The 25,320-nt window shown below is 67.6% G+C and carries 23 protein-coding genes; 19 read left to right on the forward strand and 4 right to left on the reverse strand.

Translation table 11 applies throughout. The features are described 5' to 3' along the window. The 4 genes from TSO352_RS33725 to TSO352_RS31370 all read left to right on the forward strand — a co-directional run. Positions 1-490, forward strand: a 490-nt coding sequence (locus TSO352_RS33725; protein ID WP_211100396.1) for a hypothetical protein, incomplete at its 5' end; no start/stop codon positions are given. Then, positions 487-1,524, forward strand: coding sequence for an aliphatic amidase (locus TSO352_RS31360; protein ID WP_109111194.1), 1,038 nt, complete (start codon positions 487-489; stop codon positions 1,522-1,524). The genes TSO352_RS33725 and TSO352_RS31360, both read left to right, overlap by 4 nt. A gap of 22 nt (positions 1,525-1,546) precedes the next feature. Then, positions 1,547-2,344 (forward strand): CbbQ/NirQ/NorQ/GpvN family protein, encoded by a 798-nt coding sequence (locus TSO352_RS31365; RefSeq protein ID WP_109111195.1) that lies wholly within the window; start codon positions 1,547-1,549, stop codon positions 2,342-2,344. Positions 2,345-2,466: 122 nt separating this feature from the next. Next, complete coding sequence (locus TSO352_RS31370; protein WP_146210823.1) at positions 2,467-4,008, forward strand: VWA domain-containing protein; 1,542 nt, start codon at positions 2,467-2,469, stop codon at positions 4,006-4,008. A 12-nt stretch (positions 4,009-4,020) separates the two neighbouring features. Here the strand turns inward: TSO352_RS31370 and TSO352_RS31375 are convergent, their stop codons facing one another. Continuing rightward, entirely contained in the window at positions 4,021-4,995 is a 975-nt protein-coding gene (locus tag TSO352_RS31375) for a response regulator transcription factor (RefSeq protein WP_109111197.1), read from the reverse strand. Beyond that, positions 4,964-8,419 carry an ATP-binding protein gene (locus TSO352_RS31380; protein WP_247872564.1) on the reverse strand — a complete coding sequence of 1,152 codons (3,456 nt, stop codon included), beginning with the start codon at positions 8,417-8,419 and terminating at the stop codon, positions 4,964-4,966. The genes TSO352_RS31375 and TSO352_RS31380 overlap by 32 nt, the downstream gene beginning before the upstream one ends. Before the next feature lie 410 nt (positions 8,420-8,829). On the opposite strand from TSO352_RS31380, the gene urtA reads away from it, so the two are divergent. The 13 genes from urtA (at position 8,830) to arsH (ending at position 19,742) form a co-directional block, all read left to right on the forward strand. Beyond that, positions 8,830-10,104 carry an urea ABC transporter substrate-binding protein gene (gene urtA / locus TSO352_RS31385; RefSeq protein ID WP_109111198.1) on the forward strand — a complete coding sequence of 425 codons (1,275 nt, stop codon included), beginning with the start codon at positions 8,830-8,832 and terminating at the stop codon, positions 10,102-10,104. Positions 10,105-10,275: 171 nt separating this feature from the next. Then, positions 10,276-11,202, forward strand: coding sequence for an urea ABC transporter permease subunit UrtB (gene urtB, locus TSO352_RS31390; RefSeq protein WP_109111199.1), 927 nt, complete (start codon positions 10,276-10,278; stop codon positions 11,200-11,202). A gap of 13 nt (positions 11,203-11,215) precedes the next feature. Beyond that, entirely contained in the window at positions 11,216-12,376 is a 1,161-nt protein-coding gene (gene urtC, locus TSO352_RS31395) for an urea ABC transporter permease subunit UrtC (RefSeq protein WP_109111200.1), read from the forward strand. Positions 12,377-12,391: 15 nt separating this feature from the next. Then, a complete protein-coding gene (gene urtD, locus TSO352_RS31400) occupies positions 12,392-13,138 on the forward strand; it encodes an urea ABC transporter ATP-binding protein UrtD (RefSeq protein ID WP_109111201.1) in 747 nt (248 codons plus the stop codon). A 14-nt stretch (positions 13,139-13,152) separates the two neighbouring features. Continuing rightward, positions 13,153-13,842 (forward strand): urea ABC transporter ATP-binding subunit UrtE, encoded by a 690-nt coding sequence (urtE, locus tag TSO352_RS31405; RefSeq protein ID WP_109111202.1) that lies wholly within the window; start codon positions 13,153-13,155, stop codon positions 13,840-13,842. Between the two features lie 66 nt (positions 13,843-13,908). Next, positions 13,909-15,141: a formamidase gene (fmdA, locus tag TSO352_RS31410; protein ID WP_109111203.1), complete on the forward strand. Its 1,233-nt coding sequence runs from the start codon at positions 13,909-13,911 to the stop codon at positions 15,139-15,141. 24 nt (positions 15,142-15,165) lie between these two features. After that, entirely contained in the window at positions 15,166-15,513 is a 348-nt protein-coding gene (locus TSO352_RS31415; RefSeq protein WP_109111204.1) for a zinc ribbon domain-containing protein, read from the forward strand. 223 nt (positions 15,514-15,736) lie between these two features. After that, complete coding sequence (locus TSO352_RS31420; protein WP_109111205.1) at positions 15,737-16,456, forward strand: GntR family transcriptional regulator; 720 nt, start codon at positions 15,737-15,739, stop codon at positions 16,454-16,456. Positions 16,457-16,529: 73 nt separating this feature from the next. Then, the gene (locus tag TSO352_RS31425) at positions 16,530-16,886 is read left to right on the forward strand and encodes a metalloregulator ArsR/SmtB family transcription factor (protein ID WP_109111206.1); all 357 of its coding nucleotides are present in this window, start codon (positions 16,530-16,532) and stop codon (positions 16,884-16,886) included. Positions 16,887-16,937: 51 nt separating this feature from the next. Further along, a complete protein-coding gene (locus tag TSO352_RS31430; RefSeq protein WP_109111207.1) occupies positions 16,938-17,456 on the forward strand; it encodes an arsenate reductase ArsC in 519 nt (172 codons plus the stop codon). Next, positions 17,453-17,887, forward strand: coding sequence for an arsenate reductase (glutaredoxin) (arsC, locus tag TSO352_RS31435; protein WP_109111208.1), 435 nt, complete (start codon positions 17,453-17,455; stop codon positions 17,885-17,887). Before TSO352_RS31430 ends, arsC begins: the two co-directional genes overlap by 4 nt. Before the next feature lie 69 nt (positions 17,888-17,956). Continuing rightward, complete coding sequence (arsB, locus tag TSO352_RS31440) at positions 17,957-18,988, forward strand: ACR3 family arsenite efflux transporter (RefSeq protein ID WP_109111209.1); 1,032 nt, start codon at positions 17,957-17,959, stop codon at positions 18,986-18,988. Beyond that, on the forward strand, positions 18,981-19,742 hold the full coding sequence (gene arsH, locus TSO352_RS31445; RefSeq protein WP_109111210.1) for an arsenical resistance protein ArsH: 762 nt from the start codon (positions 18,981-18,983) through the stop codon (positions 19,740-19,742). Before arsB ends, arsH begins: the two co-directional genes overlap by 8 nt. 24 nt (positions 19,743-19,766) lie before the next feature. Here the strand turns inward: arsH and TSO352_RS31450 are convergent, their stop codons facing one another. After that, entirely contained in the window at positions 19,767-21,176 is a 1,410-nt protein-coding gene (locus TSO352_RS31450) for an L-serine ammonia-lyase (protein WP_109111211.1), read from the reverse strand. A gap of 72 nt (positions 21,177-21,248) precedes the next feature. Then, complete coding sequence (locus TSO352_RS31455; protein WP_109111212.1) at positions 21,249-22,523, reverse strand: serine/threonine transporter; 1,275 nt, start codon at positions 22,521-22,523, stop codon at positions 21,249-21,251. A gap of 371 nt (positions 22,524-22,894) precedes the next feature. Between TSO352_RS31455 and TSO352_RS31460 the strand changes: the two genes are divergently transcribed. Then, entirely contained in the window at positions 22,895-24,589 is a 1,695-nt protein-coding gene (locus tag TSO352_RS31460; protein WP_109111213.1) for a sensor histidine kinase, read from the forward strand. Further along, complete coding sequence (gene btsR / locus TSO352_RS31465) at positions 24,586-25,305, forward strand: two-component system response regulator BtsR (RefSeq protein WP_109111214.1); 720 nt, start codon at positions 24,586-24,588, stop codon at positions 25,303-25,305. Before TSO352_RS31460 ends, btsR begins: the two co-directional genes overlap by 4 nt. The last annotated feature ends 15 nt before the right edge of the window (positions 25,306-25,320 follow it).

Genomic DNA, 25,320 nt, shown 5'->3' on the forward strand with positions numbered 1-25,320 from the left:
GGTCATCTTCACACCGGTGGTTTCGGGTCGATCCCGCACCGGCAAGAACCCAGGTCGAAGGCCCCGTTCCGCAAGGAACGGGGCCTTCTTGCGTCGTAAGGGATGCATGCCCTGCATCCGGTTCCCGCCGGGTCTATGGCGCCGTCAGGCTTCCAACTCGGGCTCGATCTTCGCGGCCGTTGCGGCGCCGATGATGCCGGTGATCCGCGGCCTGATCGGCGACGACGGGCGCAAGGTCGGCCATTTCGACGACGGCGCCGCGGTGCCGGACTTCGTCGGTTCCAAGGAACGCTGCCGGCCGGTGTTCCGGATCCGCGATCGTGCCGGCGCCGGCCGGCCATACGGGGAATCGCGTATTCCCGTCGCCCCGCCGCTCCCCGATGATCGGAGGCGACGAAGACACGTGCAAAAACAATGCGGAAGCCCAGCCGTCCGGCTCGCTTCCCGCACGCTCCGCGTCATGCCCCGTCACGCAGGGAGACCGAGATGATCCACGGCGACATCACCAGCAGCAACGACACCGTCGGCGTTGCCGTCGTCAACTACAAGATGCCGCGCCTTCACACCAAGGTGGAGGTGCTGGAGAACGCGCAGAAGATCGCCGACATGGTGATCGGCATGAAGACCGGGCTGCCCGGCCTCGACCTCGTGATCTTCCCCGAATACTCCACCCACGGAATCATGTATGATTCCAAGGAGATGTACGAGACCGCCGCCACCATCCCCGGCGACGAGACGGAGATCTTCGCCGCAGCCTGCCGCAAGGCCAAGGTGTGGGGTGTCTTCTCCCTCACCGGCGAGCGGCACGAGGAGCATCCGCACAAGGCGCCTTACAACACGCTGATCCTGATGAACGACCAGGGCGAGATCGTGCAGAAATACCGCAAGATCATGCCCTGGGTGCCAATCGAGGGCTGGTATCCCGGCACCTGCACCTATGTCTCGGAGGGGCCGAAGGGGCTGAAGATCAGCCTGATCATCTGCGACGACGGCAATTATCCCGAAATCTGGCGCGACTGCGCCATGAAGGGGGCGGAGCTGATCGTGCGCTGCCAGGGCTACATGTACCCGGCCAAGGACCAGCAGGTGCTGATGGCGAAGGCGATGGCCTGGGCCAACAACGTCTATGTCGCGGTGGCGAACGCCGCCGGGTTCGACGGCGTCTATTCCTACTTCGGCCATTCCGCCATCGTCGGCTTCGACGGCCGCACGCTGGGCGAATGCGGCGAGGAGGATTACGGCATCCAGTACGCCCAACTGTCCAAGTCGCTGATCCGCGATTTCCGCAAGAACGGCCAGTCGGAGAACCACCTGTTCAAGCTGGTCCACCGTGGCTACACCGGCATGATCAACAGCCACGACGGGGTGAAGGGCGAGGCGGTTTGCCCCTACGACTTCTACCGCCAGTGGGTGAGCGACCCGGAGGGCACGCGGGCCATGGTGGAATCCTTCACCCGGCCGACGGTCGGCACGCCCGAATGCCCGATCGACGGCATCCCGACGGAAGAGCCGGCGCACCGCTGACCCACTTGCGAAAGGTGGAGGCATGGCGCTCCAGACCTACCGGATCGACCGGGAACCCTATTATTGCCCGACCGGCGACGAGGTCGCCCTGTTCGAGGCGGCCCACGCCGACCGCATGCCGGTGATGCTGAAGGGACCGACCGGCTGCGGCAAGACCCGCTTCATCGAGCATATGGCGTGGCGGCTCGGCCGGCCGCTGGTCACCGTCGCCTGCAACGAGGATCTGACCGCGTCCGACCTCGTCGGCCGTTACCTGCTGGAGGCGGAGGGGACGGTGTGGCAGGACGGGCCGCTGACCCTGGCGGTGCGCCATGGCGCCATCTGCTACCTGGATGAGATCGTTGAGGCGCGGGCCGACACCACCGTCGTCATCCATCCCCTGACCGACGAGCGGCGGGCGCTGCCGCTCGACAAGCGAAACGAGCTGGTGGCCGCCCATCCCGACTTCCAGCTCGTCGTCGCCTACAACCCGGGGTACCAGAGCGTGGTCAAGGACCTGAAGGAATCCACCAAGCAGCGTTTCGCCGCGCTGGAGTTCGGCTACCCGGCGGCCGGGATCGAGGCCGACATCGTCGCGCACGAGGCGGGGATCGGGCAGGCTCTGGCCCGGCGCATGGTGGCGGTGGGCGAGCGCAGCCGCAACCTGCACGGCCGCGGGCTGGAGGAGGGAGCGTCGACCCGCATGCTGATCCATGCCGGCCGGCTGATCGCCCGCGGGGTGGCGCCCGAGGCCGCCTGCCGCATGGCCGTCGTGTTGCCGCTGACCGACGATCCCGACCTGCGCGATGCGCTGGCGGCGGCGGTCGGCGCCTGCTTCTGACCAGCGATGGAAGGCGGGATCGCCCTGGCCGATGCCGAACGCCGGCTGAAGGCGTATGGGACGGCGTTGTGGGGGGCGATCCGCCCCTGCGGCCTTTGACGCAGGACGGCGACCCGGCGGCGATGCGGCCGCGTTTCGATGCCGATCTCGTCCGGCTGCCCGCCGTCTGGCCCTCGCTGGACCTCTACCGCGCGGCGCTGGCCCATGTCGCGGCGCACCGGATGTTCTCGCGCCCCTGGCCGGCCAAGGGGCTGAAGCCCCTGCTGACCATCGTCGTCTCGCTGGTCGAGGATGCGCGGGTGGAGCATCTGGCCATGCGGGGCCTGCCCGGTCTGCGCCGGCTGTGGGGTCCCTTCCATCGGGTGGAGCCGTCGGCGTCGCTGATGGCGGCGGACCTGATGGAGCGGATGGCGCGGGCGCTGTTCGATCCCGAGTACCGCGACGGCAACGCCTGGGTTGACAAGGGCCAGCGCCTGTTCTTCGAACGGCCGGACCGTTGGGACGATCCGGACTTCAGCCTGACGGTCGGTGGTGCCCTCGCCGGCGACCTCGGCAAGACGCGGGTGCAGATCAACGCCCGGGGGCACCGCGTCGAACCGGCCTATCGCGACGACAATGGCGGCCTCTGGCTGTACGACACCCCGCCGGAGCCGCCGCGCGACGCCGACGATCCGCTGGAGGCGGTCCGGCCGGAGCCGGTGGAGGAGGAACGGGCCGACCGCCGCGACGGACCGCGGCAAGCCCCGCCGTCGCCGGCCCCGCTTGCCGTCGCCGAAACCGCCGCCCGGCGGCCGGTGGCGCGCTATCCGGAATGGGACCACCGCATCGGCCTGTACCGCCCCGACTTCGCCCAGGTGCTGGACTGCGTGCCGGAGCACCGACCGCCACCGGCCGCGCCCGCCGATCCCCGGCTGGCGGGCCGGGTGCGCGCGCTGGTCCGCCACGCGGCCGTGGCGCGGCCGGAGCGGTTGCGGCGGCAGCGGGAGGGTGACCGCCTCGACCTCGACGCCTGCATCGCGGCGACCGCGGCCCGGCGCCAGGGCCATGCTCCGGACCTGCGGGTCTACCAGCGGGTGAGGCGCCGCGGTCGCGACCTGTCGGTTCTGCTGCTGCTCGACGCCTCGCACTCCACCAACGATCCGGTGGCGGACGGCACGGTGCTGGATCTTGAACGCCGGTCGGCGGACCTGCTGGCCACCGCGCTGGCCGCGGCCGGCGACCGCTTTGCGCTGGCCGGCTTCCGCTCCGACGGGAGGGAGGCGGTGCAGTGGCTGGCGGTCAAGCGCTTCGGTGACGCCTACGACGACGCGGCGCGCGGTCGCCTCGCCGGCTTGGACGGGCGCTGGTCGACGCGGATGGGGGCGGCGCTCCGCCACGCCGGCACGATGCTCGCCGGCGAGCCGACGCACCGCCGCCTGCTGTTGCTGGTCACCGACGGCGAGCCGTCCGACATCGACTGCCCCGACCCGCGCCATCTGGTGGAGGACGCCCGCAAGGCGGTGCAGGAGCTGACCGGCCGGGGCATCGACGTGGTCTGTCTGGCGCTCGGCGGCGACGCGGGGACGCATCGCCACATCTTCGGCCGGCGCAACGTGCTGCCGCTCGACCGGGTGGAGCAACTGCCGGAGAGGTTGCCGGCCGTCTATGTGCGGCTGACCGGGTGAGGCTGGCCGACCCTACCGCCCGTTCAGCGCCCGGACCGCCATCGCGGCGGCGGCGGCGCGGTTCTCCACGCCGAGCTTCGAATAGATTTGCTCCAGATGCTTGTCGACCGTGCGCGGGCTCAGGCCGAGGATTTCGGCGATGTCGCGGTTGGGCTTGCCGTTGGCCACCCACATCAGCACCTCCGCTTCGCGCGGGGTCAGCGACAGCTTGTCCTTCAGCCGGGTGTCCTCGCCGGCGCCGGTTTCTTCGGCCAGTTGCAGCAGGATTTCGTCGGGGCCGGTCTGGCCGACTGGGCTCAGGCGCAGGCAGCGGCCGTCCGCGCCGGTGGCGATCACCACGCTGTCGGGCTTGCGGCCGGGGCCGCCGGCCTGACGGTCGGCCAGCCAGCGCCGCGCCTCCTCCGGCAACGAGACGCCGGGCTGGACGGGAGCCTGGTCGGCGGTCGCGGCCGTGGTCCCGGCGGCGGTTCCGAAGGCCGCCTCCAGCATGCGGGTGGTTTGCGGCGTGCACCACAGCACCTCGCCCTTCCGGTTGGCGGCCAGCAGGGTGCGCCCGGTGACGTCCAGCGCCGCCCGCGTGCTCTGGGCGACGCGGGCGTTGGCGAGGTGGGCGTACATGCGGGCGATCAGCGTCTCGGCGACGATGGGCTTGGTGACGTAATCGACGCCGCCGGCGGCGAAGCCCTTCAGGATGTGTTCGGTTTCGGTCAGGCCGGTCATGAAGATGACGGGGACATGGGCGACCTGGCTGTTGCGCTTCAACTGGCGGCAGGTCTCGAAGCCGTCCAGACCGGGCATGATGGCGTCCATCAGGATGACGTCGGGCGTCACCTGCTCCAGCAGCGCCAGCGCCTTGCGGCCGTCCAGCGCCACCAGCACGGTCACCCCGGCTTCCTCCAGCGCGTCGGTCAGGAAGCTGAGGGCTTCGGGTGAATCGTCGACGACGAGGACGACGTCACGTGGTTTGGTTGTGGGTTGCGTCGTCATGGCTGGCTTCGTCGTGGCTGTCATCGCGGTACACCGCCTCCAGCGCGGCCATATACTGGTTCAGGTCGTAATTGCTGACGAACGTGCGCATGCGGCCGACGAAGCGTTCCAGCTCCGGATAGGCGGCGGCGATCTCGGCCAGCTTGGCCTGCATGCCGCGGACATAGCCGATGCGGCCGAGATGGATCAGCTCGGCGATGTGGTGCTGCGGCGGCAGCTCCGACGGGGCGAAGACCGGCGGGCCGGCGTCGCTGCCGGCCGGCGTCTCATACTCCCAGTCGATGCCGCGCAGCCGGCCGATGCAGGCCAGCAGCTTCGGGATGGACACCGGCTTCGCGACGAACCCGTCATGCGGCTGGCCACTTTCGGCCCCCGCCGCCTGCCCGGCGGCGGAGCGGTCCTCCCGCGTGTCGGCGGACACCAGGACGATGGTGGTGTCGGTGTGGCCGGAGGCGCGCAGGTGGCGGGCCACCTCCAGCCCGTTCATGCCGGGCATGGAGATGTCGAGCAGCAGGATGTCCGGCCGGTGCAGCTCGGCCATGGCGAGGCAGTTCGGGCCGTCGGTCGCCTTGAACACGATGAAGCCCAGCTCGGCGAGCAGGTCGGCCAGCAGGTTGCGGTGGGCGAGGTCGTCGTCGGTGACCAGCACGGTCAGGCGCGGCCCGTGATAGCCGCGGATCAGATGGTCCGGCTGGGCCGGAACGGTGGACAGCATCGCCGCCGACATCATCAGCCGGACCCGGAACAGGCTGCCCTTGCCGGGAGTGCTGGTCACCGTGATCTCGCCGCCCATCACCTCGGTCAGCAGCTTCGTGATGGTCAGGCCGAGCCCCATGCCGGGCACCATCGGGTTGGCGGCCGACCCGCGTTCGAAGGGCTGGAAGATGCGCTCGCGGTCCTCGGGGGCGATGCCGGGGCCGGTGTCCTCCACCTCGAACTCGGCGATCTGGCTGCGGTGGCGCACGCGCAGGCAGACCGTGCCGGCGTCGGTGAACTTGATGGCGTTGGACAGCAGGTTGATCAGGATCTGGCGGATGCGGCCCTCGTCGGTGAAGACGACCGGCGGCAGCTCCTCCGGCGCGTCGAAGCGGAAGGCGATGCCCTTGGCTTCCGCCTGCAGGCGGAACATGCCGACGAGCTGGTCGAGCAGGTCGCCGAAGCGCACCTCCGCCCGGTTCAACTGCAGCCGGCCGCTTTCGATCTTCGACACGTCCAGCAGCCCGTCGAGCAGGCCGGACAGATGCTCGGCGCTGCGCCGGATGACGCGGACGGCGTCGATGCGGTGCGGCGGCATCGCCGGATCGCGCTCCAGCATCTGCGAATAGCCGAAGATGGCGCTCAACGGCGTGCGGAATTCATGGCCGATGCCGACCAGATAGCGGCTCTTGGCGAGGTTTGCGGTCTCCGCCGCCTCCTTCGCCTTCTGAAGCTGGGCGTCGGTGCGTTCGTGCGCCTCGATCTCCTGCATCAGCAGCGCGGTCTGCTTCTGTGTTTCCTCCTGCGCCACCTTGCGGCTTTCGCGGGCCAGCACGAACAGCCAGGTGGCGACGCCGGCCACGATCATCAGGATGAAGAACACCTTCCACAGCGTGCTGCGGATCAGTGCCTGCGCCTCGGCGTTGACGGACGCGACCTCGACATAGACGAGGGACAGCACCGCGCCGACCGCCAGCGCCAGCATCAGCAGGACGCCCAGGTAATGGCCGAGCCGCGCCTTCAGCGCCGTCGCGGCCTTCGGCGGCAGGACGGCGTCCAGCGCGTGGCGCAGCTGCACGCCCAGCCGGGCGTCGGTCTTGCAGCCGTCGCCGCAGCGGGCGTCCAACGAACAGCAGAGCGAGCAGATCGCCCCGGCATAGACCGGGCAGAAGGCCATGTCCTCCGGCTCGAAGGCGTGCTGGCAGATGCGGCAGCGGACCGCCTCCTCGTTGTTCCAGCCCTCGAAGGGGCGGCGGGCGATGTAATAGTCGCCGCGGGTCGCCCAGGCGATGGCGGGGGCCGCGACAAAGGCGGTGGCGAAGGCGAGGAAGGGGGCGCAGACCTTCAGCGTCGGTCCCAGCGCCCCCAGGAAGGCCAGCATCGACAACACCGTCGCCAGCAGCATGGCGCCGACGCCGACCGGGTTGATGTCGTAGAGGTGGGCGCGCTTGAACTCGACGTGCGGTGGGCTGAGGCCGAGCGGCTTGTTCACCACCAGATCGGCGACCAGCGCGCCGATCCACGAGGCGGCGACGCTGGAATAGAGCCCCAGCACCGGTTCCAGCGTCTTGTAGATGCCGAGTTCCATCAGCATCAGGCCGATGACGACGTTGAACACCACCCACACCACCCGGCCGGGGTGGCTGTGGGTCAGGCGCGAGAAGAAGTTCGACCAGGCGATGGAGCCGGCGTAGGTGTTGGTGACGTTGATCTTCAACTGCGACAGCACGACGAACAGGCCGGTCAGGCCAAGCGCCACCTGCGGCGACGGCGTCACATACTGGAAGGCGACGAGATACATCCGCGTCGGCTCCGCCGCCAGATCCAGCGGCACGGCGTTCTGCAGCGCCAGCACCACGAGGAAGGAGCCGAGCAGCAGCTTGATCGTGCCGATGACGATCCAGCCCGGCCCGGCCGCCACCAGCGCCGCCCACCAGCACAGCCTCTTGCGGCCCTTCGCGTCGGGGTCGTAGGGCAGGAAGCGGATGAAGTCGACCTGTTCGCCGATCTGCGCCAGCAGCGAGAACACCACCGACGCCGCGGCGCCGAACAGCATCAGGTCGAAGCCGCCGTCGCTCGCCTCCGCCGCCCGGCCGGTGAAGCGGGTCCAGGTGGTGAAGGCGTCGCTGTCCTGGACGGCGATGAACAGGAAGGGCAGGGCGTGCAGCGCCAGCCACAGCGGCTGGGTCCACAGCTGGATGCGGCTGATGACGGTGAAGCCGTAGGCGACCAGCGGGATCACCAGGAGCGAACTGACGACGTAGCCGGCGGCCAGCGGCAGGCCGAACACCATCTCCAGCGCCGTCGCCATGATCGCCGCCTCGATGGCGAAGAAGATGAAGGTGAAGGAGGCGTAGATCAGCGAGGTGATGGTGGAGCCGATGTAGCCGAAGCCGGCGCCGCGCGTCAGCAGATCCATGTCAACGCCGTAGCGGCTGGCGTAGTAGCTGATGGGCAGGGCGCTGGCGAAGATCAGGACGGCGGCGGCCAGGATGGCGAGGAGCGCGTTGGTGAATCCGTAGTTCAGCGTGATCGCCCCGCCGATCGCCTCCAGCGCCAGGAAGGAGATCGAGCCGAGCGCCGTGTTGGCGACGCGCGACGGCGACCAGCGCCGCGCCTTCCGCGCGGTGAAGCGCAGCGCGTAGTCTTCCAGCGTCTGGTTGGCGACCCACCGGTTGTAGGTCCGCCGGACCGCGACCACCCTCTGGCGCCCCGCCACCGGCCCCATTCACCCTCCTGACTTTTCGTGCGTGTTGCTGACTGTTTACAAATTCCGCTTCCGTGTCGCGCACATAGTAAATTCCGTCACTCCCGCCAGCCTGTCAAAACAAACCGACCGAACAACAAAGCGAAACAGCCGCCGTTTTCTGCGAGAAAACACAGGTGTTCCACTCGCTTTTCGGTGGTTGCGAGCGCCCGGCAGGTTCCAGACTGATGCAAGTTTATAGCGATTTGCGGTCCGGCACCCCTATACGCAAATCCACGTATTGCTGCGTTGCACCGTTCGGCCAAACATCGGCCCGTCCTATCGCGGATCGTTCCGCCAACCCCCTCAAAAAATACCGCCTTTCAAAAAGGGCCGCGCCCGGTTGCGGACGGCTTTTGTGAAGGCGACAACGGCCAACATCAGGAGGTTTCATGTCCTCGGACAAGATCAATGCGGACAAGACCATCGGCGGCCTGCCTTCGCCGCTCCGCCGCAAGCTCCTCCTCGGCATGGCGGCGCTGCCGGCCGTCGGGCTGCTGCCGCGCGGCGCGCTGGCCCAGGCGCTGCCGACCGACGCCGTCAACACGACGAAGCTCGCCGTCACCGACAGCACGGTGAAGGTCGGCATTCTGCACTCCACCACCGGCACCATGGCGATCTCGGAAACCGGGTCGGTGCAGGCCGAAAAGCTCGCCATCGCCCAGATCAACGAGATGGGCGGCGTGCTGGGCCGCAAGATCGAGGTGATCCAGGAGGACGGCGCCAGCGACTGGCCGACCTTCGCCGAAAAGGCGCGCAAGCTGCTGGTGGAAGACAAGGTGGCGGCGGTGTTCGGCTGCTGGACGTCGGCCTCGCGCAAGGCGGTTCTGCCGGTGTTCGAGCAGTACAACGGCATGCTCTATTACCCGACCTTCTATGAGGGGCTGGAGCAGTCGAAGAACGTCATCTACACCGGGCAGGAAGCGACGCAGCAGATCCTGGCCGGGCTGGATTGGGTGACGAAGGAGAAGGGGGCGAAGTCCTTCTTCCTGATCGGCTCCGACTATATCTGGCCGCGCACCTCCAACAAGATCGCCCGCAAGCACATCGAAATGCACGGGCAGAAGGTGGTCGGCGAGGAGTATTTCCCGCTCGGCCATACCCAGTTCAATTCGGTCATCAACAAGATCAAGCTGACCAAGCCGGACGTGATCTACGCCTCGGTCGTCGGCGGGTCGAACGTCGCCTTCTACAAGCAGCTGAAGGCGGCCGGCATCGACCTGAACAAGCAGACGCTGATGACCATCTCCGTCACCGAGGACGAGATGCTGGGCATCGGTGGCGAGAACATCGCCGGCGCCTATGCCTGCATGAAGTATTTCCAGTCGCTGAAGAACCCCAACAACGAGAAGTTCGTCGCCGCCTTCAAGAAGATGTGGGGCGGGGAAAGCGTCATCGGCGACGTGACCCAGGCCGGCTATCTCGGCCCCTGGCTGTGGAAGCTGACGGCCGAGAAGGCCAAGAGCTTCGACGTCGACAAGATCGCCGCGGCGTCGCCCGGCATCGAGTTCACCGGCGCGCCGGAAGGCTATGTCCGCGTCCACGAGAACCATCATCTGTGGAGCAAGACCCGCGTCGGCCGCGCCCGCACCGACGGACAGTTCGACGTGGTGTTCGAGACGGCAGACCTGATCGAGCCGAACCCGTTCCCGAAGGGCTACCAGTAAGGGGGATGGGGGCGTCGGCTTCGATGCCCCTCCCCGACCCTCCCCCGCTATCGCGGGAGAGGGGGTGATTTGCGAGGCGCCGGCAGTTCCCTCCCCCTCGAAGAGGGGGAGGGTTAGGGAGGGGGCATCCGCTTCCGCACTCCGCCGCATCACCGCACAGGAGTTCCCATCATGTTCGAGGGCTACAGCCTGGCCGAGCTCGGGTCGATCTTTGCGATGCAGGGATTCGCAGGGCTCATTCTGTTTTCCGTCTTCGTGCTGATGGCGCTTGGCCTCGCCATCATCTTCGGGCAGATGGGCGTCATCAACATGGCGCACGGGGAGTTCATGATCCTCGGCGCCTATGTGACCTATCTCTGCTCGACGTTCATTTCCAGTTACGCGCCGGCGCTTTTCCCGGTCTATTTCTTCATCGCCATGGCGCTGGCCTTCGTCGCCAGCGGGGCGCTGGGCATGCTGGTGGAATGGGCGATGATCCGCTTCCTCTACCGGCGGCCGCTCGACACGCTGCTGGCGACCTGGGGGCTCAGCCTGATCCTCCAGCAGGTCTTCCGCTCCGTCTTCGGCGCGCGTGAGGTCGGGGTGGTGCTGCCCGACTGGCTGATGGGGTCGGTCGCCGTCACCGGCACCATCGAGGTGCCGATCAACGGCCTGTTCGTCATGGCGCTGACCACCGCCATCACCGTCGCGATCTACGCCGTGATGTTCCGGTCGCGCTGGGGCCAGGGCGTGCGCGCGGTGATGCAGAACCGGGTGATGGCCGGTGCCGTCGGCATCAACACCGAGAAGGTCGACCGCTACACCTTCGGTCTCGGCTGCGGCATCGCCGGGGTGGCGGGCAGCGCCTTCACCATGGTCGGCTCGACCGGTCCGACGTCGGGCCAGCTCTACATCGTCGACACCTTCCTGGTGGTGGTGTTCGGCGGCGCCCAGAGCCTGATCGGCACCATCGCGTCCGCCTTCACCATCAGCCAGGCGCAGTCGACGATGGAGTTCTTCCTCAGCGGCTCGACCGCCAAGGTGCTGACGCTGCTGACCGTCGTCGTGATCCTGATGCTGCGCCCGCAGGGCCTGTTCGTCCTCAAAGTCCGCCGCTGAGGAGCCATTCATCATGACGCGCACCCCTCAAAGTCTCCCTCAGGGCCGCCGTCTCGGGCGCATCGACGGCGACGTCGCGGGCATCCTGCTGCTGGCCGCCCTGCTGATCATCGTGCTGCCGCTGGGGCTCGACATCTTCCGCCTGAACATGGTCGGCAAATACCTGACCTACGCCTTCGTGGCGCTCGGCCTGGTGCTGTGCTGGGGCAGCGCCGGCATCCTGTCGCTGGGCCAGGGCATCTTCTTCGGCATCGGCGGCTATTGCATGGCGATGTTCCTGAAGCTGGAGGCCTCCAGCCCCGAAGCGACCAAGATCCAGTCCACCCCCGGCATTCCCGATTTCATGGACTGGAACCAGTTGAAGGAACTGCCCTGGTTCTGGGAGCCGTTCCACAGCCTGACCTTCGCCACCATCGCGGTGGTGGCGGTCCCGGCGCTGCTGGCCTTCATCGTCGGGCTGGCGATGTTCAAGCGGCGGGTCGGCGGCGTCTATTTCGCCATCATCACCCAGGCCTTCGCCGCCATCCTGACGATCCTGATCATCGGCCAGCAGGGCTACACCGGCGGCATCAACGGCATCACCGACCTGCGCACGCTGAAGGGCTGGGACATCCGCACCGACGAGGCGAAGCTGGTGCTGTATTTCGTGAACGCGGCCCTGCTGATCGGCTGCATCCTGCTGTGCCTCCATGTCCGCCGGTCGAAGCTGGGCCGCATCCTGGTGGCGCTGCGCGACAAGGAGGACCGGGTCCGCTTCTCCGGCTACGACGTCGCCAACTTCAAGATCTTCGTCTTCTGCTTCGCCGCGGCGCTGTCGGCGGTGGGGGGCGCGATGTTCACGCTGCAGGTCGGCTTCATGTCGCCGTCCTTCGTCGGCATCGTGCCGTCGATCGAGATGGTCATCTACTGCGCGGTCGGCGGACGGCTGTCGCTGCTGGGGGCGGTCTACGGCACGCTGCTGGTCAACTGGGCCAAGACGATGCTGTCGGAAAGCTTTCCGGAGCTGTGGCTGTTCGCCATGGGCGCGCTGTTCATCGGCGTCGTGATGGTGTTCCCCAACGGCTTGGCCGGCCTCTACCAGCAGTTCATCGCCCCCAGGCTTGGCCGGCTGCTGCCCCGCCCAGCGAGCCGGGCCAGCGCCCCGATCATCCCGCCCCACACCGCCGCCGATTGAGGAGGGCCGGATCCCATGACAAACCCCACCGATTACCTGCTGGCGGTCGAAGGGCTGACCGTGTCGTTCGACGGGTTCAAGGCGGTCAACGACCTCTCCTTCTACGTCGACAGCAACGAAATCCACGTCATCATCGGCCCCAACGGCGCCGGCAAGACCACGGTGCTCGACCTGATCTGCGGACGGACCAAGGCGTCCGGCGGCTCCATCAAGTTCCGCAACCGGGAACTGACGGCGATGAAGGAGCACGAGATCGTCAAGGCCGGGGTCGGCCGCAAGTTCCAGAACCCGTCGATCTACGACGACCTGACGGTGTTCGAGAACCTGGAGATCTCCTACCCCCGCGGCCGGACGGTGTTCGGCGCCCTTGCCTTCAAGCGCGACGCCGCGGTGCGCGAGCGGGTGGCCGAGATCGCCGAGATGATCTTCCTGGCGGATCATCTCGACCAGCGCGCCGAATATCTCAGCCACGGCCAGAAGCAGTGGCTGGAGATCGGCATGCTGCTGATCCAGGACCCGGAGCTGCTGATGCTGGACGAGCCGGTCGCCGGCATGAGCGTGAACGAGCGCAAGAAGACCGCCGAGCTGCTGAACCGCATCATCCGGAACCGCTCGGTGCTGGTGATCGAGCACGACATGAAGTTCGTCGAGGACATCGCCCACCGCGTCACCGTCCTGCACCAGGGGAAAATCCTCTCGGAAGGCAGCATGGAGCGGGTGAAGAGCGACCCCAAGGTCATCGAAGTCTATCTCGGCCATTGACCGGAGGAACCGACATGCTGTCCGTCAACCAACTGCGCGTGTCCTACGGCGAGAGCGAGGTTCTGCATGGCCTGGACTTCGCCGTGGCGCCCAACGAGATCGTCGCCATCATGGGCCGCAACGGCATGGGCAAGACGACGCTGATGAAATCGCTGATGGGGATCGTGCCGGCGCGATCCGGCGCCATCCGCATCGGCGAGACCGAGATCACCGGCTTGAAGAGCTACGAGCGGGTTGCGAAGGGCGTCGCCTATGTCCCCCAGGGCCGCATGATCTTCCCGACCATGACCGTGCAGGAGAACATCGAGACTGGCCTGACCGTGCATGGCGGCCGCAGCGTTCCCGGCGACCTGTACGAGCTGTTCCCGGTGCTGCTGGAGATGAAGGGCCGGCGCGGCGGCAACCTGTCGGGCGGCCAGCAGCAGCAGTTGGCCATCGCCCGCGCGCTGGCGACCAAGCCCAAGGTGCTGCTGCTGGACGAGCCGACGGAGGGCATCCAGCCGTCGATCATCCGCGAAATGGCCCGCACCCTGCGCCGCATCCGCGACGAGAAGGGGCTCAGCATCATCGTGTCGGAACAGGTGCTGAGCTTCGCGCTGGACATCGCCGACCGGGTGCTGGTGATCGAAAACGGCGAGATCGTCCACGAGGACAGCCGCGACGCCATCGACGAGGCCAAGGTCGCCCGGCTGCTGTCGGTCTGACCGCCGGTCCGGCGCGCCAACACTCCCAATCCCTTGACATCAGTCCACAAAAAGGAAGAGCAAGCCATGGCTGACACCCTCATCAAGGTCGACCTGTCGCAGACCCCCTACGAAAACGACATGATCCACAACCGCTGGCATCCGGACATCCCGATGGCGGTGACGGTGAAGCCGGGCGACGATTTCATCCTGGAATGCTACGACTGGACCGGCGGCCAGATCCGGAACGACGACGATGCCGCCGACGTGCGCGACGTCGACCTCAGCCAGGTGCATTTCCTCAGCGGGCCGGTCGGCGTCGAGGGGGCGGAGCCGGGCGACCTGCTGGTGGTCGACCTGCTGGACATCGGCGCCTTCCCGCAGCAGCAGTGGGGCTTCAACGGCTTCTTCTCCAAGCAGAATGGCGGCGGCTTCCTGACCGAGCATTTCCCGCTGGCCCAGAAGTCGATCTGGGATTTCGAGGGCATGTTCACCAAGTCGCGCCACATCCCCGGCGTGCGCTTCGCCGGGCTGATCCACCCCGGCCTGATCGGCTGCCTGCCGTCCCACGACCTGCTGGCCAAGTGGAACAAGCGCGAGCAGGCGCTGATCGACACCAACCCGACCCGCGTCCCCGGCCTCGCCAACCCGCCCTACGCGCCGACCGCCCATATGGGCCGGCTGAAGGGCGACGCCCGCGACAAGGCGGCGGCGGAGGGCGCCCGCACCGTGCCGCCGCGCGAGCATGGCGGCAACTGCGACATCAAGGATTTGTCGCGCGGCTCGCGCATCTATTTCCCGGTCTATGTGAAGGGCGCCGGCCTGTCGATGGGCGACCTGCATTTCAGCCAGGGCGACGGCGAGATCACCTTCTGCGGCGCCATCGAGATGGCGGGCTGGGCCCATCTGAAGGTGAACCTGATCAAGGACGGCATGGCGAAATACGGCGTCAAGAACCCGATCTTCAAGCCGAGCCCGATCGTGCCGACCTACAACGACTACCTGATCTTCGAGGGCATTTCGGTCGACGAGGCGGGCGAGCAGCATTACCTGGACGTCCACGTCGCCTATCGCCAGGCCTGCCTGAACGCCATCGAATATCTGAAGAAGTTCGGCTATTCCGGCGCCCAGGCCTATTCGATCCTCGGCACCGCGCCGGTGCAGGGCCACATCAGCGGCGTCGTCGACGTTCCCAACGCCTGCGCCACCCTGTTCCTGCCGACACAGATCTTCGACTTCGACATCAGCCCCAACGCCGACGGGCCGACGAAGTTCATCAGCGGCGACATCGACATGCCCATCGCCCCGGACCGCGTGTAACCGGCAGAGGAAGGAGGCCGCGCCATGCCCATGTACGACTACGAGTGCCCGACCTGCGGCGATTTCACGGAAATGCGGCCGATGGCGGAAAGCAGTCTGCCGCAGCCCTGCCCCTGCTGCGAGACGCCGTCGCGGCGGGTGATCCGCATGGCGCCGGCCTTCTCCACCCTGTCGGCGGCGACCCGGACAGCACACGCCACCAATGAACGCAGCGCCGACCGGCCGAAGCTGTTGTCGGACGTCGGGCCGGCGCACAAGCACGGCCCCGGCTGCGGGTGTTGCGGCGGCGGCAAGACGGGGCGGTCGGTGCTCCGCACCCCGGACGGGGCAAAGGGCTTCCCGACGGCGCGGCCGTGGATGATCAGCCACTGAGCCACCACGCCCAGGGTCCGAATGCAGGAGACTCAGCGGCGCCGGGCCTGCGGGCTTTGCGGCGCCGCCGGGTGTTGCGGACCGGGCGTGGTCGCCCCGTTGCCCGGTCGCCGGCCCCGCCCTTGCGACCAAACACCCCGAACGCCCCGAAGACGGGCTTGAGCCGCCCCGTCGGCGGTGGCATCAAGGCGGCGACGGATGGTCGATCGGGGGAGAGGGCGGGGTGGCCCTGGTGCGAGACAACGCGACGGCGCTGTACCGGCAGATCGCCGACCAACTGCGCGACGAGATCGCCGCCCGCCGGTTCGAGCCGTCGGGCCGGCTGCCGACGGAAAGCGAGATCGGCGCCCGTTTCGCCGTCAGCCGCGTCACCGTTCGGCTGGCGCTCGACCGGCTGGAAACCGAAGGGCTGATCGAGCGCCGCAAGGGCAAGGGCACCTTCACGGCGGGCAAGCGGGTCCAGCATCCGCTCGACCGGCTGCGCAGCTTCCATGAATCGCTGCGCCTGCAAGGCGTGGCTGCCGGAATGCGGCTTGTGTCGGCGCAGGCCCTGGCCACACCGCCGGACCTGCGGGACGATTTCGGCCCCCGCTGCCTGGAGGTGTGCCGCCTGCATCTGGTGGAGGATGAGCCGGTGGCGCTGGGCCGCAGCCTGTTGCCGCTGGCCCTGGAGGCGGTCGATTGGCCGGCCGCCGGGCAGAAGCCGATCTATGCGATCCTGCAGGAGGTGCTCGGCAAGCCGGTCGGCGCCGCCGACATCGAGGTGAAGGCGGAGGCGGCCGCCGAGGCGGTGGCCCTGCCGCTCGGCCTGCCGGTGGGGGCGCCGGTGCTGGTGATGGGCCGCCGCTCCGTCTTCGCCGACGGCGGCTGCGCCGACCGTTCGGTCTTCCACATCCGATCCGAACGCTACAGCTTCGTGCTGTCCCATCGCTGGGAGGGGTAGCGGGCCTGCCCGGAACACGTCATGCGCATGACGGACGCTTGCCTCCCTCCTATATTTCGACTATCGTCGAATTATGGAAGCAAGAACCGCCATCGACGCCTTTGCCGCGCTCGCCCAGGACACCCGCCTGGCCGTGTTCCGCCTTCTGATCAAGGCGGGGCCGAACGGGTTGACGGCCGGCGAGGTTGCGAACCAGGTCGGGGTTCCGGCTTCGACGCTGTCGCATCATCTGGCGACCTTGGAACGCGCCGGCCTGCTCCGCTCCTGGCGGGTGCAGCGGCAGATTTTCTACGCCTCCGACCATGAGGGCACCCGTCGGCTGATCGCCTTCCTGACGGAGGAGTGCTGCCAGGGCCGCCCCGAACTCTGCTTCCCCGATCCGCCCCGGGCTGTCCCGTGTGGTTCCGCCGGATGCGACCACGATGCCTGAGGTCCGACCCCAACCGCCGCGCCGCCTGCGGCCTGGAAAGGCAATCCAGCGATGACCGACCGCGTCTACAACGTCCTGTTCCTGTGCACCCACAACAGTGCCCGCAGCGTCATGGCGGAATGCCTGCTGAACCGGGAGGGCAAGGGCCGCTTCCGCGGCTTCAGCGCCGGCAGCCAGCCGTCCGGCCGTATCAACCCCTATGTCCATGACCTGCTGGAACGGCTGGGATTTCCGACCGCCGAGCTGCGCTCCAAGACCTGGGACGAGTTTGCGGCCTCGGGCGCGCCGCACATGGATTTCGTCTTTACCGTCTGCGACAACGCCGCTGGCGAGGTCTGCCCGGTGTGGCCGGGCCAGCCGATGACCGCCCACTGGGGCTTTGCCGATCCATCCAGCGCCCAGGGCAGCGATGCGGAGAAGGCCGCTTTCACCGCCACGGTGTTCGGGCAAATCCAGCGCCGCATCCAGGCATTCGTCAGCCTGCCCATCGCGTCGCTCGACCGGTTGGCGCTGAAGCGCAAGCTGGATGACATGGGCCAAGCGTCCGCCACCCCGGAGCCGGCGCAATGACGCCGGTCACCATCTACCACAACCCGGATTGCGGCACCTCGCGCAACACGCTGGCGCTGATCCGCAACAGCGGTGTCGAGCCGACGGTGATCGAGTATCTGAAGACGCCGCCGACGCGCGACACGCTGGCCGGGCTGATCCGCCGGATGGGCGTGCCAGTGCGCGCCGTGCTGCGCGAGAAGGGCACGCCCTATGCGGAGCTTGGGCTGGGCGCCCCGGGGCTGACCGACGACCAGCTGCTCGACGCGATGGTGGCCCACCCGATCCTGATCAACCGGCCGATCGTGGTGACGCCGCTCGGCGTGCGGCTGTGCCGCCCGTCCGAGGTGGTGCTCGACATTCTCGCCGATCCGCAACGCGGCGCCTTCACCAAGGAAGACGGCGAGCGCGTCGTCGATGCGGCCGGGAACCGCGTCGGCGGCGCTTCCTGACACGGGTCTTTGACAGGGACAAGACGAATGACCGCTGATGTCCATGCCGCTCCGGCGGCCCGCCCCGCGATGGGCCTGTTCGAGCGCTATCTCAGCCTGTGGGTGGCGCTGTGCATCGTCGCCGGCATCGCCCTCGGCCATCTGGTGCCGGGCGCGTTCCAGGCGATCGCCGCGGCGGAGGTCGCCAAGGTCAACCTGCCGGTGGCGGTGCTGATCTGGCTGATGATCGTGCCGATGCTGCTGAAGATCGACCTCGGCGCGCTCGCCCGGGTCAAGGAGCACTGGCGCGGCATCGGCGTGACGCTGTTCATCAACTGGGCGGTCAAGCCCTTCTCGATGGCGCTGCTCGGCACGCTGTTCATCGGTCATCTGTTCGCCCCGCTGCTGCCCCAGGACCAGATCCCGTCCTACATCGCCGGCCTGATCCTGCTGGCCGCCGCCCCCTGCACCGCGATGGTCTTCGTGTGGTCCAACCTGTGCGAGGGCGAACCGCACTACACGCTGAGCCAGGTGGCGCTGAACGACATCATCATGGTCTTCGCCTTTGCGCCGCTGGTCGGGCTGCTGCTCGGCGTGGCGTCGATCACCGTGCCCTGGGGCACGCTGCTGCTGTCGGTTCTGCTCTACATCGTCATCCCGGTGGTGGCCGCGCAGGTGTGGCGGCGCCGCCTGCTGGCGACCGGAGGCGAGCCGGCGCTGACGCGCACGCTGGGCGTGATCCAGCCGGTGTCCCTGGTGGCGCTGCTGACCACGCTGGTGCTGCTGTTCGGCTTCCAGGGGGAGCAGATCCTGGCGCAGCCGCTGGTGATCCTGCTGCTGGCGGTGCCGATCCTGATCCAGGTCTATTTCAACGCCGGCCTGGCCTACTGGCTGTCCCGCCGCTTCGGCGTGGCGTGGTGCGTGGCGGCGCCGGCGGCGCTGATCGGCGCGTCGAACTTCTTCGAGCTGGCGGTGGCCGCCGCCATCAGCCTGTTCGGCCTCGGCTCCGGTGCGGCGCTCGCCACGGTGGTCGGCGTGCTGGTCGAGGTTCCGGTGATGCTGTCGGTGGTGCGCATCGTCAAGGCCACCAGGCCCTGGTACGAAGGACGCAACCATGCATGACATCGAGACGACCGGACGGGACTCCCTGCCGAGCCTGGACGAGCGCTTTTTCGAGGTGCCCGACCTCGATGGGCTGACGCCGGAACGGCCGTCGACGCATCCGCCGCGCATCCTGCTGCTCTACGGCTCGCTGCGGGAACGCTCCTACAGCCGTTTCCTGACCGAGGAGGCCGCCCGCCTGCTCCGGCGCATGGGGGCGGAGACGCGCATCTTCGACCCACGCGACCTGCCGCTGCCGGACAGCGTGCCGGCCGATCACCCGAAGGTGGCGGAACTGCGTGCCCTGTCGCAGTGGTCCGAAGGGCAGGTCTGGGTCAGCCCGGAGCGCCATGGCACCATCACCGGCGTCCTGAAATGCCAGATCGACTGGCTGCCGCTGGAAAGCGCCGGCATCCGGCCGACGCAGGGCCGGACGCTGGCGGTGATGCAGGTGTCCGGTGGCTCGCAGTCCTTCAACGCGGTGAACGCCATGCGGGTGCTGGGGCGCTGGATGCGCATGGTGACCATCCCGAACCAGTCGTCCGTCGCCAAGGCCTACCAGGAGTTCGACGAGGCCGGGCGGATGAAGCCGTCCGCCTATTACGACCGGGTGGTGGACGTGATGGAGGAGCTGGTCAAGTTCACCCTGCTGGTGCGCGACCGCAGCGATTGCCTGACCAGCCGCTACAGCGAGCGCCGCGACGCCGGGCTGAAGGCCGAAACCGAGGCGCAAGCCCTGGTCGCCGCGGCGATGAGCGGCGAGCGGACGGCCTGACACGGTCGACGGCCCGCCCACGGGTCAGGCGACCCAGTGCACCGGGTCGAGATCCTGCGTCGCCTGCGCGCCGGCGATGGGGAGGACCTTGACCGCCAAGCCGCCGCAGGAGGTTTCGCGGTATTTGGCGTCCATGTCCTTGCCGGTCTCGAACATCGTCTCGATGACCTTGTCCAGCGACACCAGCGGCTCGCTGGTCCGGTGCAGGGCCATCCGCGTCGCGTTGATCGCCTTCATCGCGCCCATGGCGTTGCGCTCGATGCAGGGGATCTGCACCTGCCCGCCCACGGGATCGCAGGTCAGGCCGAGGTTGTGCTCCATGGCGATCTCGGCGGCGACGCAGACCTGCTCCGGGCTGCCGCCCATCAGGTCGGCCAGCCCGCCGGCCGCCATCGAGCAGGCGACGCCGACCTCGCCCTGGCATCCGACCTCCGCGCCGGAGATGGAGGCGTTCGTCTTGTAGAGCGCGCCGATCGCCGCGGAGGCGAGGAAGAAGCGGACGCAGGCGTCGTCGTCCACCGGCTTGATGAACTGGTGATAATAGGCCAGCACCGCCGGGACGATGCCGCAGGCCCCGTTGGTCGGCGCGGTGACGACACGGCCGCCGGAGGCGTTTTCCTCGCTCACGGCGAAGGCGAACATGTTCACCCAGTCGACCACCTTCATCGGGTCGCGCGACAGGGTTTCGGACGAGGCGAGCTGCCGCCGCAGGGTCGCGGCGCGGCGCGGGACGCGCAGCGGCCCGGGCAACACGCCCTCGGTCGCCATGCCGCGCTCCATGCAGGCGCGCATCGTCTGCCAGATCCCGCCGAAATAGTCCCGGATCTCATCCCGGCCATGGAGCCGCACTTCATTCTCCAGGACCAGCCCGGAGAAGGACAGGCCGGTGGAACGGCAGTGGGCCAGCAGCTCCGCGGCGGTCGCGTAGGGGTAGGGCAGGTCGGCCAGACGGGCCGGCGGCGTGCCGAACTCCTCGTCGCTGACGATGAAGCCGCCGCCGATGGAATAGTAGGTCTTGCCGAGCAGCAGCTCGTCGCCGCTGAAGGCCCGGATGGTCATGCCGTTCTCATGCCGGGGCAGGTTGGAACGGTGGAAGGTGATGGCGGTCGCCGGGAACTCCACCGGCCAGCCGCTTCGGCCCAGCGGCAGGCGCCGTGTGTTGCGCACCTGCTGGATGAAGCCGGGGATCTCGTTGATCACCACGCTGTCGGGCAGGTTCCCGGCAAGGCCGAGGATCAGGGCGGTGTCGGTCTGGTGGCCCTTTCCGGTCAGCGCCAGCGACCCGTAGACATCGACGGCGACGCGGGTGGCGAGGGTGAGCCGGCCGCCGGCCTCCAGATCATCCACGAACTGCCGGGCGGCCTTCATCGGTCCAACGGTGTGGGAGCTGGAGGGCCCGATGCCGATCTTGTAGAGGTCGAACATGCTGATCATGGTCTTGATCCTTAACCTGGGGCGCCGCCCCCTGTCGCCAGGGAGCGGCGCCGGATTGGCCGGCTCGGGTTTTCAGAGGCTGAGCAGGGAGTAGAGGATGGCGGAGATCGCCACGCTGCCGATGAACATCACCACCACGTTGCCCGGCTGGCCGGCGTACTTGCGCATGGCCGGAACCTTGCGGATCGCGTACATCGGCATGATGAAGAGCAGGGTGGCGATGATCGGGCCGCACAGGGATTCGATCATGCCGAGGATGCTGGGGTTCAGGGTGGCGGCGAGCCAGACGGCGGCGACCATGAACAGCGCGCTGAAGCGGTTGATGGCCTTGAGGTCGACGGGCTTGCCCTGGCCGCGCAGATGCTGGGAGAGCAGGCCGTTCAGGCCTTCACGGGCGCCGAGATAGTGGCCGAAGAAGGACTTGGTGATCGCCACGAACGCCACGGCCGGGGTCAGGTAGGCCATCAGCGGGTTGTCGAACTTGTTGCCCAGGTAGGACAGGATCGAGATGTTCTGCGCCTTGGCATCGGCCAGATCCTGCGGGGTCAGGCTGAAGACGCAGCTGAAGACGAAGAACATGACGACCAGGACCATCATGACCGCCGCATACTTCTCGATGCGGTTGCTCTGCGTCTCGGCCTCCTCGCCGTACTGCTTCTGTTGGGCGACGACGAAGCGGGAGATCGCCGGGGAATGGTTGAAGGAGAAAACCAGGGCGGGGATGCTGAGCCACAGGGTCAGGCTGAACTTACCGACGGTCGGCACCTCGTTCAGGATCGCGCCGTTCCAGTCGTTGGCCAGATAGAGCCCGATGCCGATCAGCACGATGACGAAGGGATAGACGAGCCAGCTCATCACCCGCACCACCATCTGCTCGCCCAGCTTGATGACGGCCATCAGGCCCAGGATCAGCCCCAGCGACAGCAGCATCCGCGGCGGCGGCACCATGCCGAGCTGGTGCACCATGAAGCTCTGGACCGTGTTGGTCAGGCCGACGCCGTAGATCAGCAGGATCGGCAGGATGGTGAAGAAATACAGCAGCGTGATCAGCTTGCCCGCCGTCGCCCCGAAATGCTCCGCCACCACTTCCGTGATGTCGCTGCCCGGCTTCGACGAGGAGAGAATGAAGCGGCACAGCCCGCGGTGCGCCAGATAGGTCATCGGAAAGGCGATGAGCGCCATCGTTGCCAAGGGCCAGAATCCGCCAAGCCCGGCATTGATCGGAAGAAAAAGGGTCCCGGCGCCAATAGCTGTGCCGAAAAGACCCAGCATCCACATCGTATCATGTTTCGTCCAGGCCAGAGGTGGGTTCCCAAGCCTTGTGGTTTCCGTTGAGATACTGACCATAGTGATGCCTCCGGCAGTCCGGTTACATCGGATGGATAACCCATCACGGTGAAGCTGCGGTTGGTTGACCTGAGGCAAAGCTACCAATACTTTGGCCGTCAATCTCGCTCGAACGCGGGAACGGAGGAATAGCCAAATGAGCGGTGGAATGGGGAAATGAGCGGTGCCGCCGCTGCCGGCCGCGGTGCCGGGCGTGGGCCGGCAGGCCTGCCGGGCACCGGACCGAACGTCGCGGCGCCATCGTTTCCGGCGCTTCCCGCTGGCGTTCCGGCCGGCCGTGCGCCATTACATGGGCCTCACACCAGCGCCAGTCATCACCCGCCCGCCCGGAGCCAGACCCTCCGGATGCACGGGCATTCGGAGCCGTACCGATGCAAGTCGATCCCGTAGGCCTCTCGCTGGTCCTGCTGCAGCAGATGTGCGTCTACCTGGCGGTGGCCTACCTGCTGAGCCGGACCAAGATCTTCATCCCGCTCACCCACGCCAGCATCCGGCCGCCGCACAAGCTGGCCTGCTACGTCATCTTCTCGCTGTTCTGCATGATGGGGACCATCCTCGGGATGCCGGTGGTCCATGCCATCGCGAACACGCCGGCGATCGGCGCGGTGCTCGGCGGCCTGCTCGGCGGGCCGATCGTCGGCCTTGCCGTCGGGGTGACCGGTGGCCTGCACCGCTATTCGCTGGGCGGCGCCTTCGCGCTGGCGGCCGCCATCGACATCGTCGTCCAGGGGCTGCTGGGCGGACTGGTCCACCGGCATCTGGTCGGGCGCGGCAAGATCCGCACCCTGTTCGATCCGGTCAAGGCCGGGGGCCTGACCTTCATCGGGGTGATCCTCGAACTGCTGATCGACCTTGCGGTGGCAAAGCCCTTCGACCAGACGCTGGAGATCGTGCGGCTGATCGCGGTGCCCGAACTGATCGCCAATTCCCTGGGGGCGGCGCTGTTCATCGGCATCCTGCGCGACCGCCGGGCGCTGGTCGAACAGCAGTCCAGCCTGTTCTCCGCCAAGGCGCTCGCCATCGCCGCGCGGGCCGATGGCGTCCTGCGCCGCGGCTTCAACCAGGAAAACAGCATGACGGTCGCCCGGATCATCTATGAGGAGACCGGGGTCGGCGCCGTCGCCATCACCGACCGCGAGAAGATCCTCGCCTTCATCGGCATCGGCGACGACCACCATCTGCCCGGCACGCCGATCTCGTCGGCGAGCACGCTGGACGCCATCGCCCGCAACGAGGTCACCTACGCCGACGGCAACGAGGTGCCCTACCAATGCTCGATCAGCCCGACCTGCCGGCTGGGCTCGGCGCTGGTCATTCCGCTGGTCGGCGAGGACAACCACGTCATCGGCACGATCAAGCTCTACGAACCGAAGACCAAGCTCTTCTCGATCATCAACCGCACGCTGGGCGAGGGCATCGCCAAGCTGCTGTCGAGCCAGATTCTCGCCGGCCGCTACGAGCAGCAGAAGGCGCTGCTGGCGCAGGCGGAGATCAAGCTGCTGCACGCCCAGGTCAACCCGCACTTCCTGTTCAACGCCCTGAACACCATCGCCGCCGTCACCTGCGACGATCCCGCCAAGGCGCGCGACCTGATCGGCGACCTGTCGACCTTCTTCCGCATGAACCTCAAGCGCCCGAGCGAGGAGGCCTCGCTGGCCGAGGAGATCGAGCATGTGAACGCCTATCTGCAGATCGAACTGGCGCGCTTCTCCGACCGGCTGTCGGTGGAGATCGACATTCCGGACTCGCTGGGCTGGGTGCGGCTGCCGACCTTCACGCTCCAGCCGATCGTGGAGAACGCGATCAAGCACGGAACGTCGCAACTGCTCCGCCCCGGGCGCGTGTCGATCAGGGCCCACTGCGACGGTGGGGCGCTGGTCCTCGATGTCGAGGACAACGCCGGGCTCTACGAACCGAAGCCGGGCGGAAAGGGGCTGGGCATGAACCTGGTCGACCGCCGCATCAAGAACTGTTGCGGCCCATCCTGTGGTGTTACCGTCGCGTCCGAGCGAGACGTCTTCACCCGCGTCACCATCCGGCTCCCGTTGGAGGTCGCTTCCGCATGATCAACGTCCTCATCGTCGATGACGAGCCGCTGGCTCGCAAGGAGCTTCGTCGCGTCCTCTCGACCGCCGACGACATCACCATCATCGGGGAGTGCAGCAACGCGATCGACGCCGTCGGCGTGATCAACCGGGAAAAGCCGGACGTGGTCTTCCTCGACATCCAGATGCCGCGGGTGAGCGGCATCGAGATGCTGAGCATGCTCGACCACGAGAAGATGCCCCACATCGTGTTCCTCACCGCCTACGACGAGTACGCGGTGCAGGCCTTCGAGCAGCATGCCTTCGACTATCTGCTGAAGCCGGTCAACCAGGCCCGCCTCGACAAGACCCTGCAGCGCCTGCGTCGCGACCGCGAACCGCAGAAGATCGGCCTGCTGCCGGGCGCCAGCCAGCTCCGCCAGATTCCGTGCTTCGGCCAGCACCATGTCCAGCTCCTGAGGATGGAGGAGGTCGAGTGCGTGGCGTCCGGGGTCAGCGGGGTCTCGGTGATCGCCACCGACGGCAGCGAGCGGCCGACGGACCTCCCGCTGCACATCCTGCAGGACCGGACGCCCCTGCTGCGCTGCCACCGGCAGTATCTGGTCAATGTGGACTGCATCGAGAAGATCAAGTTCCTGGAGAACGGGCTCGCCGAGATCATCACGAAACGCGGCAACACCATCCCGGTCAGCCGGCGCTTCCTGCCGCAGATCAAGGATCGGCTCGGCATCCTGTGACATGACGCGGGTGGC

The organism is Azospirillum sp. TSO35-2 (assembly GCF_003116095.1).
GTDB lineage: Bacteria > Pseudomonadota > Alphaproteobacteria > Azospirillales > Azospirillaceae > Azospirillum.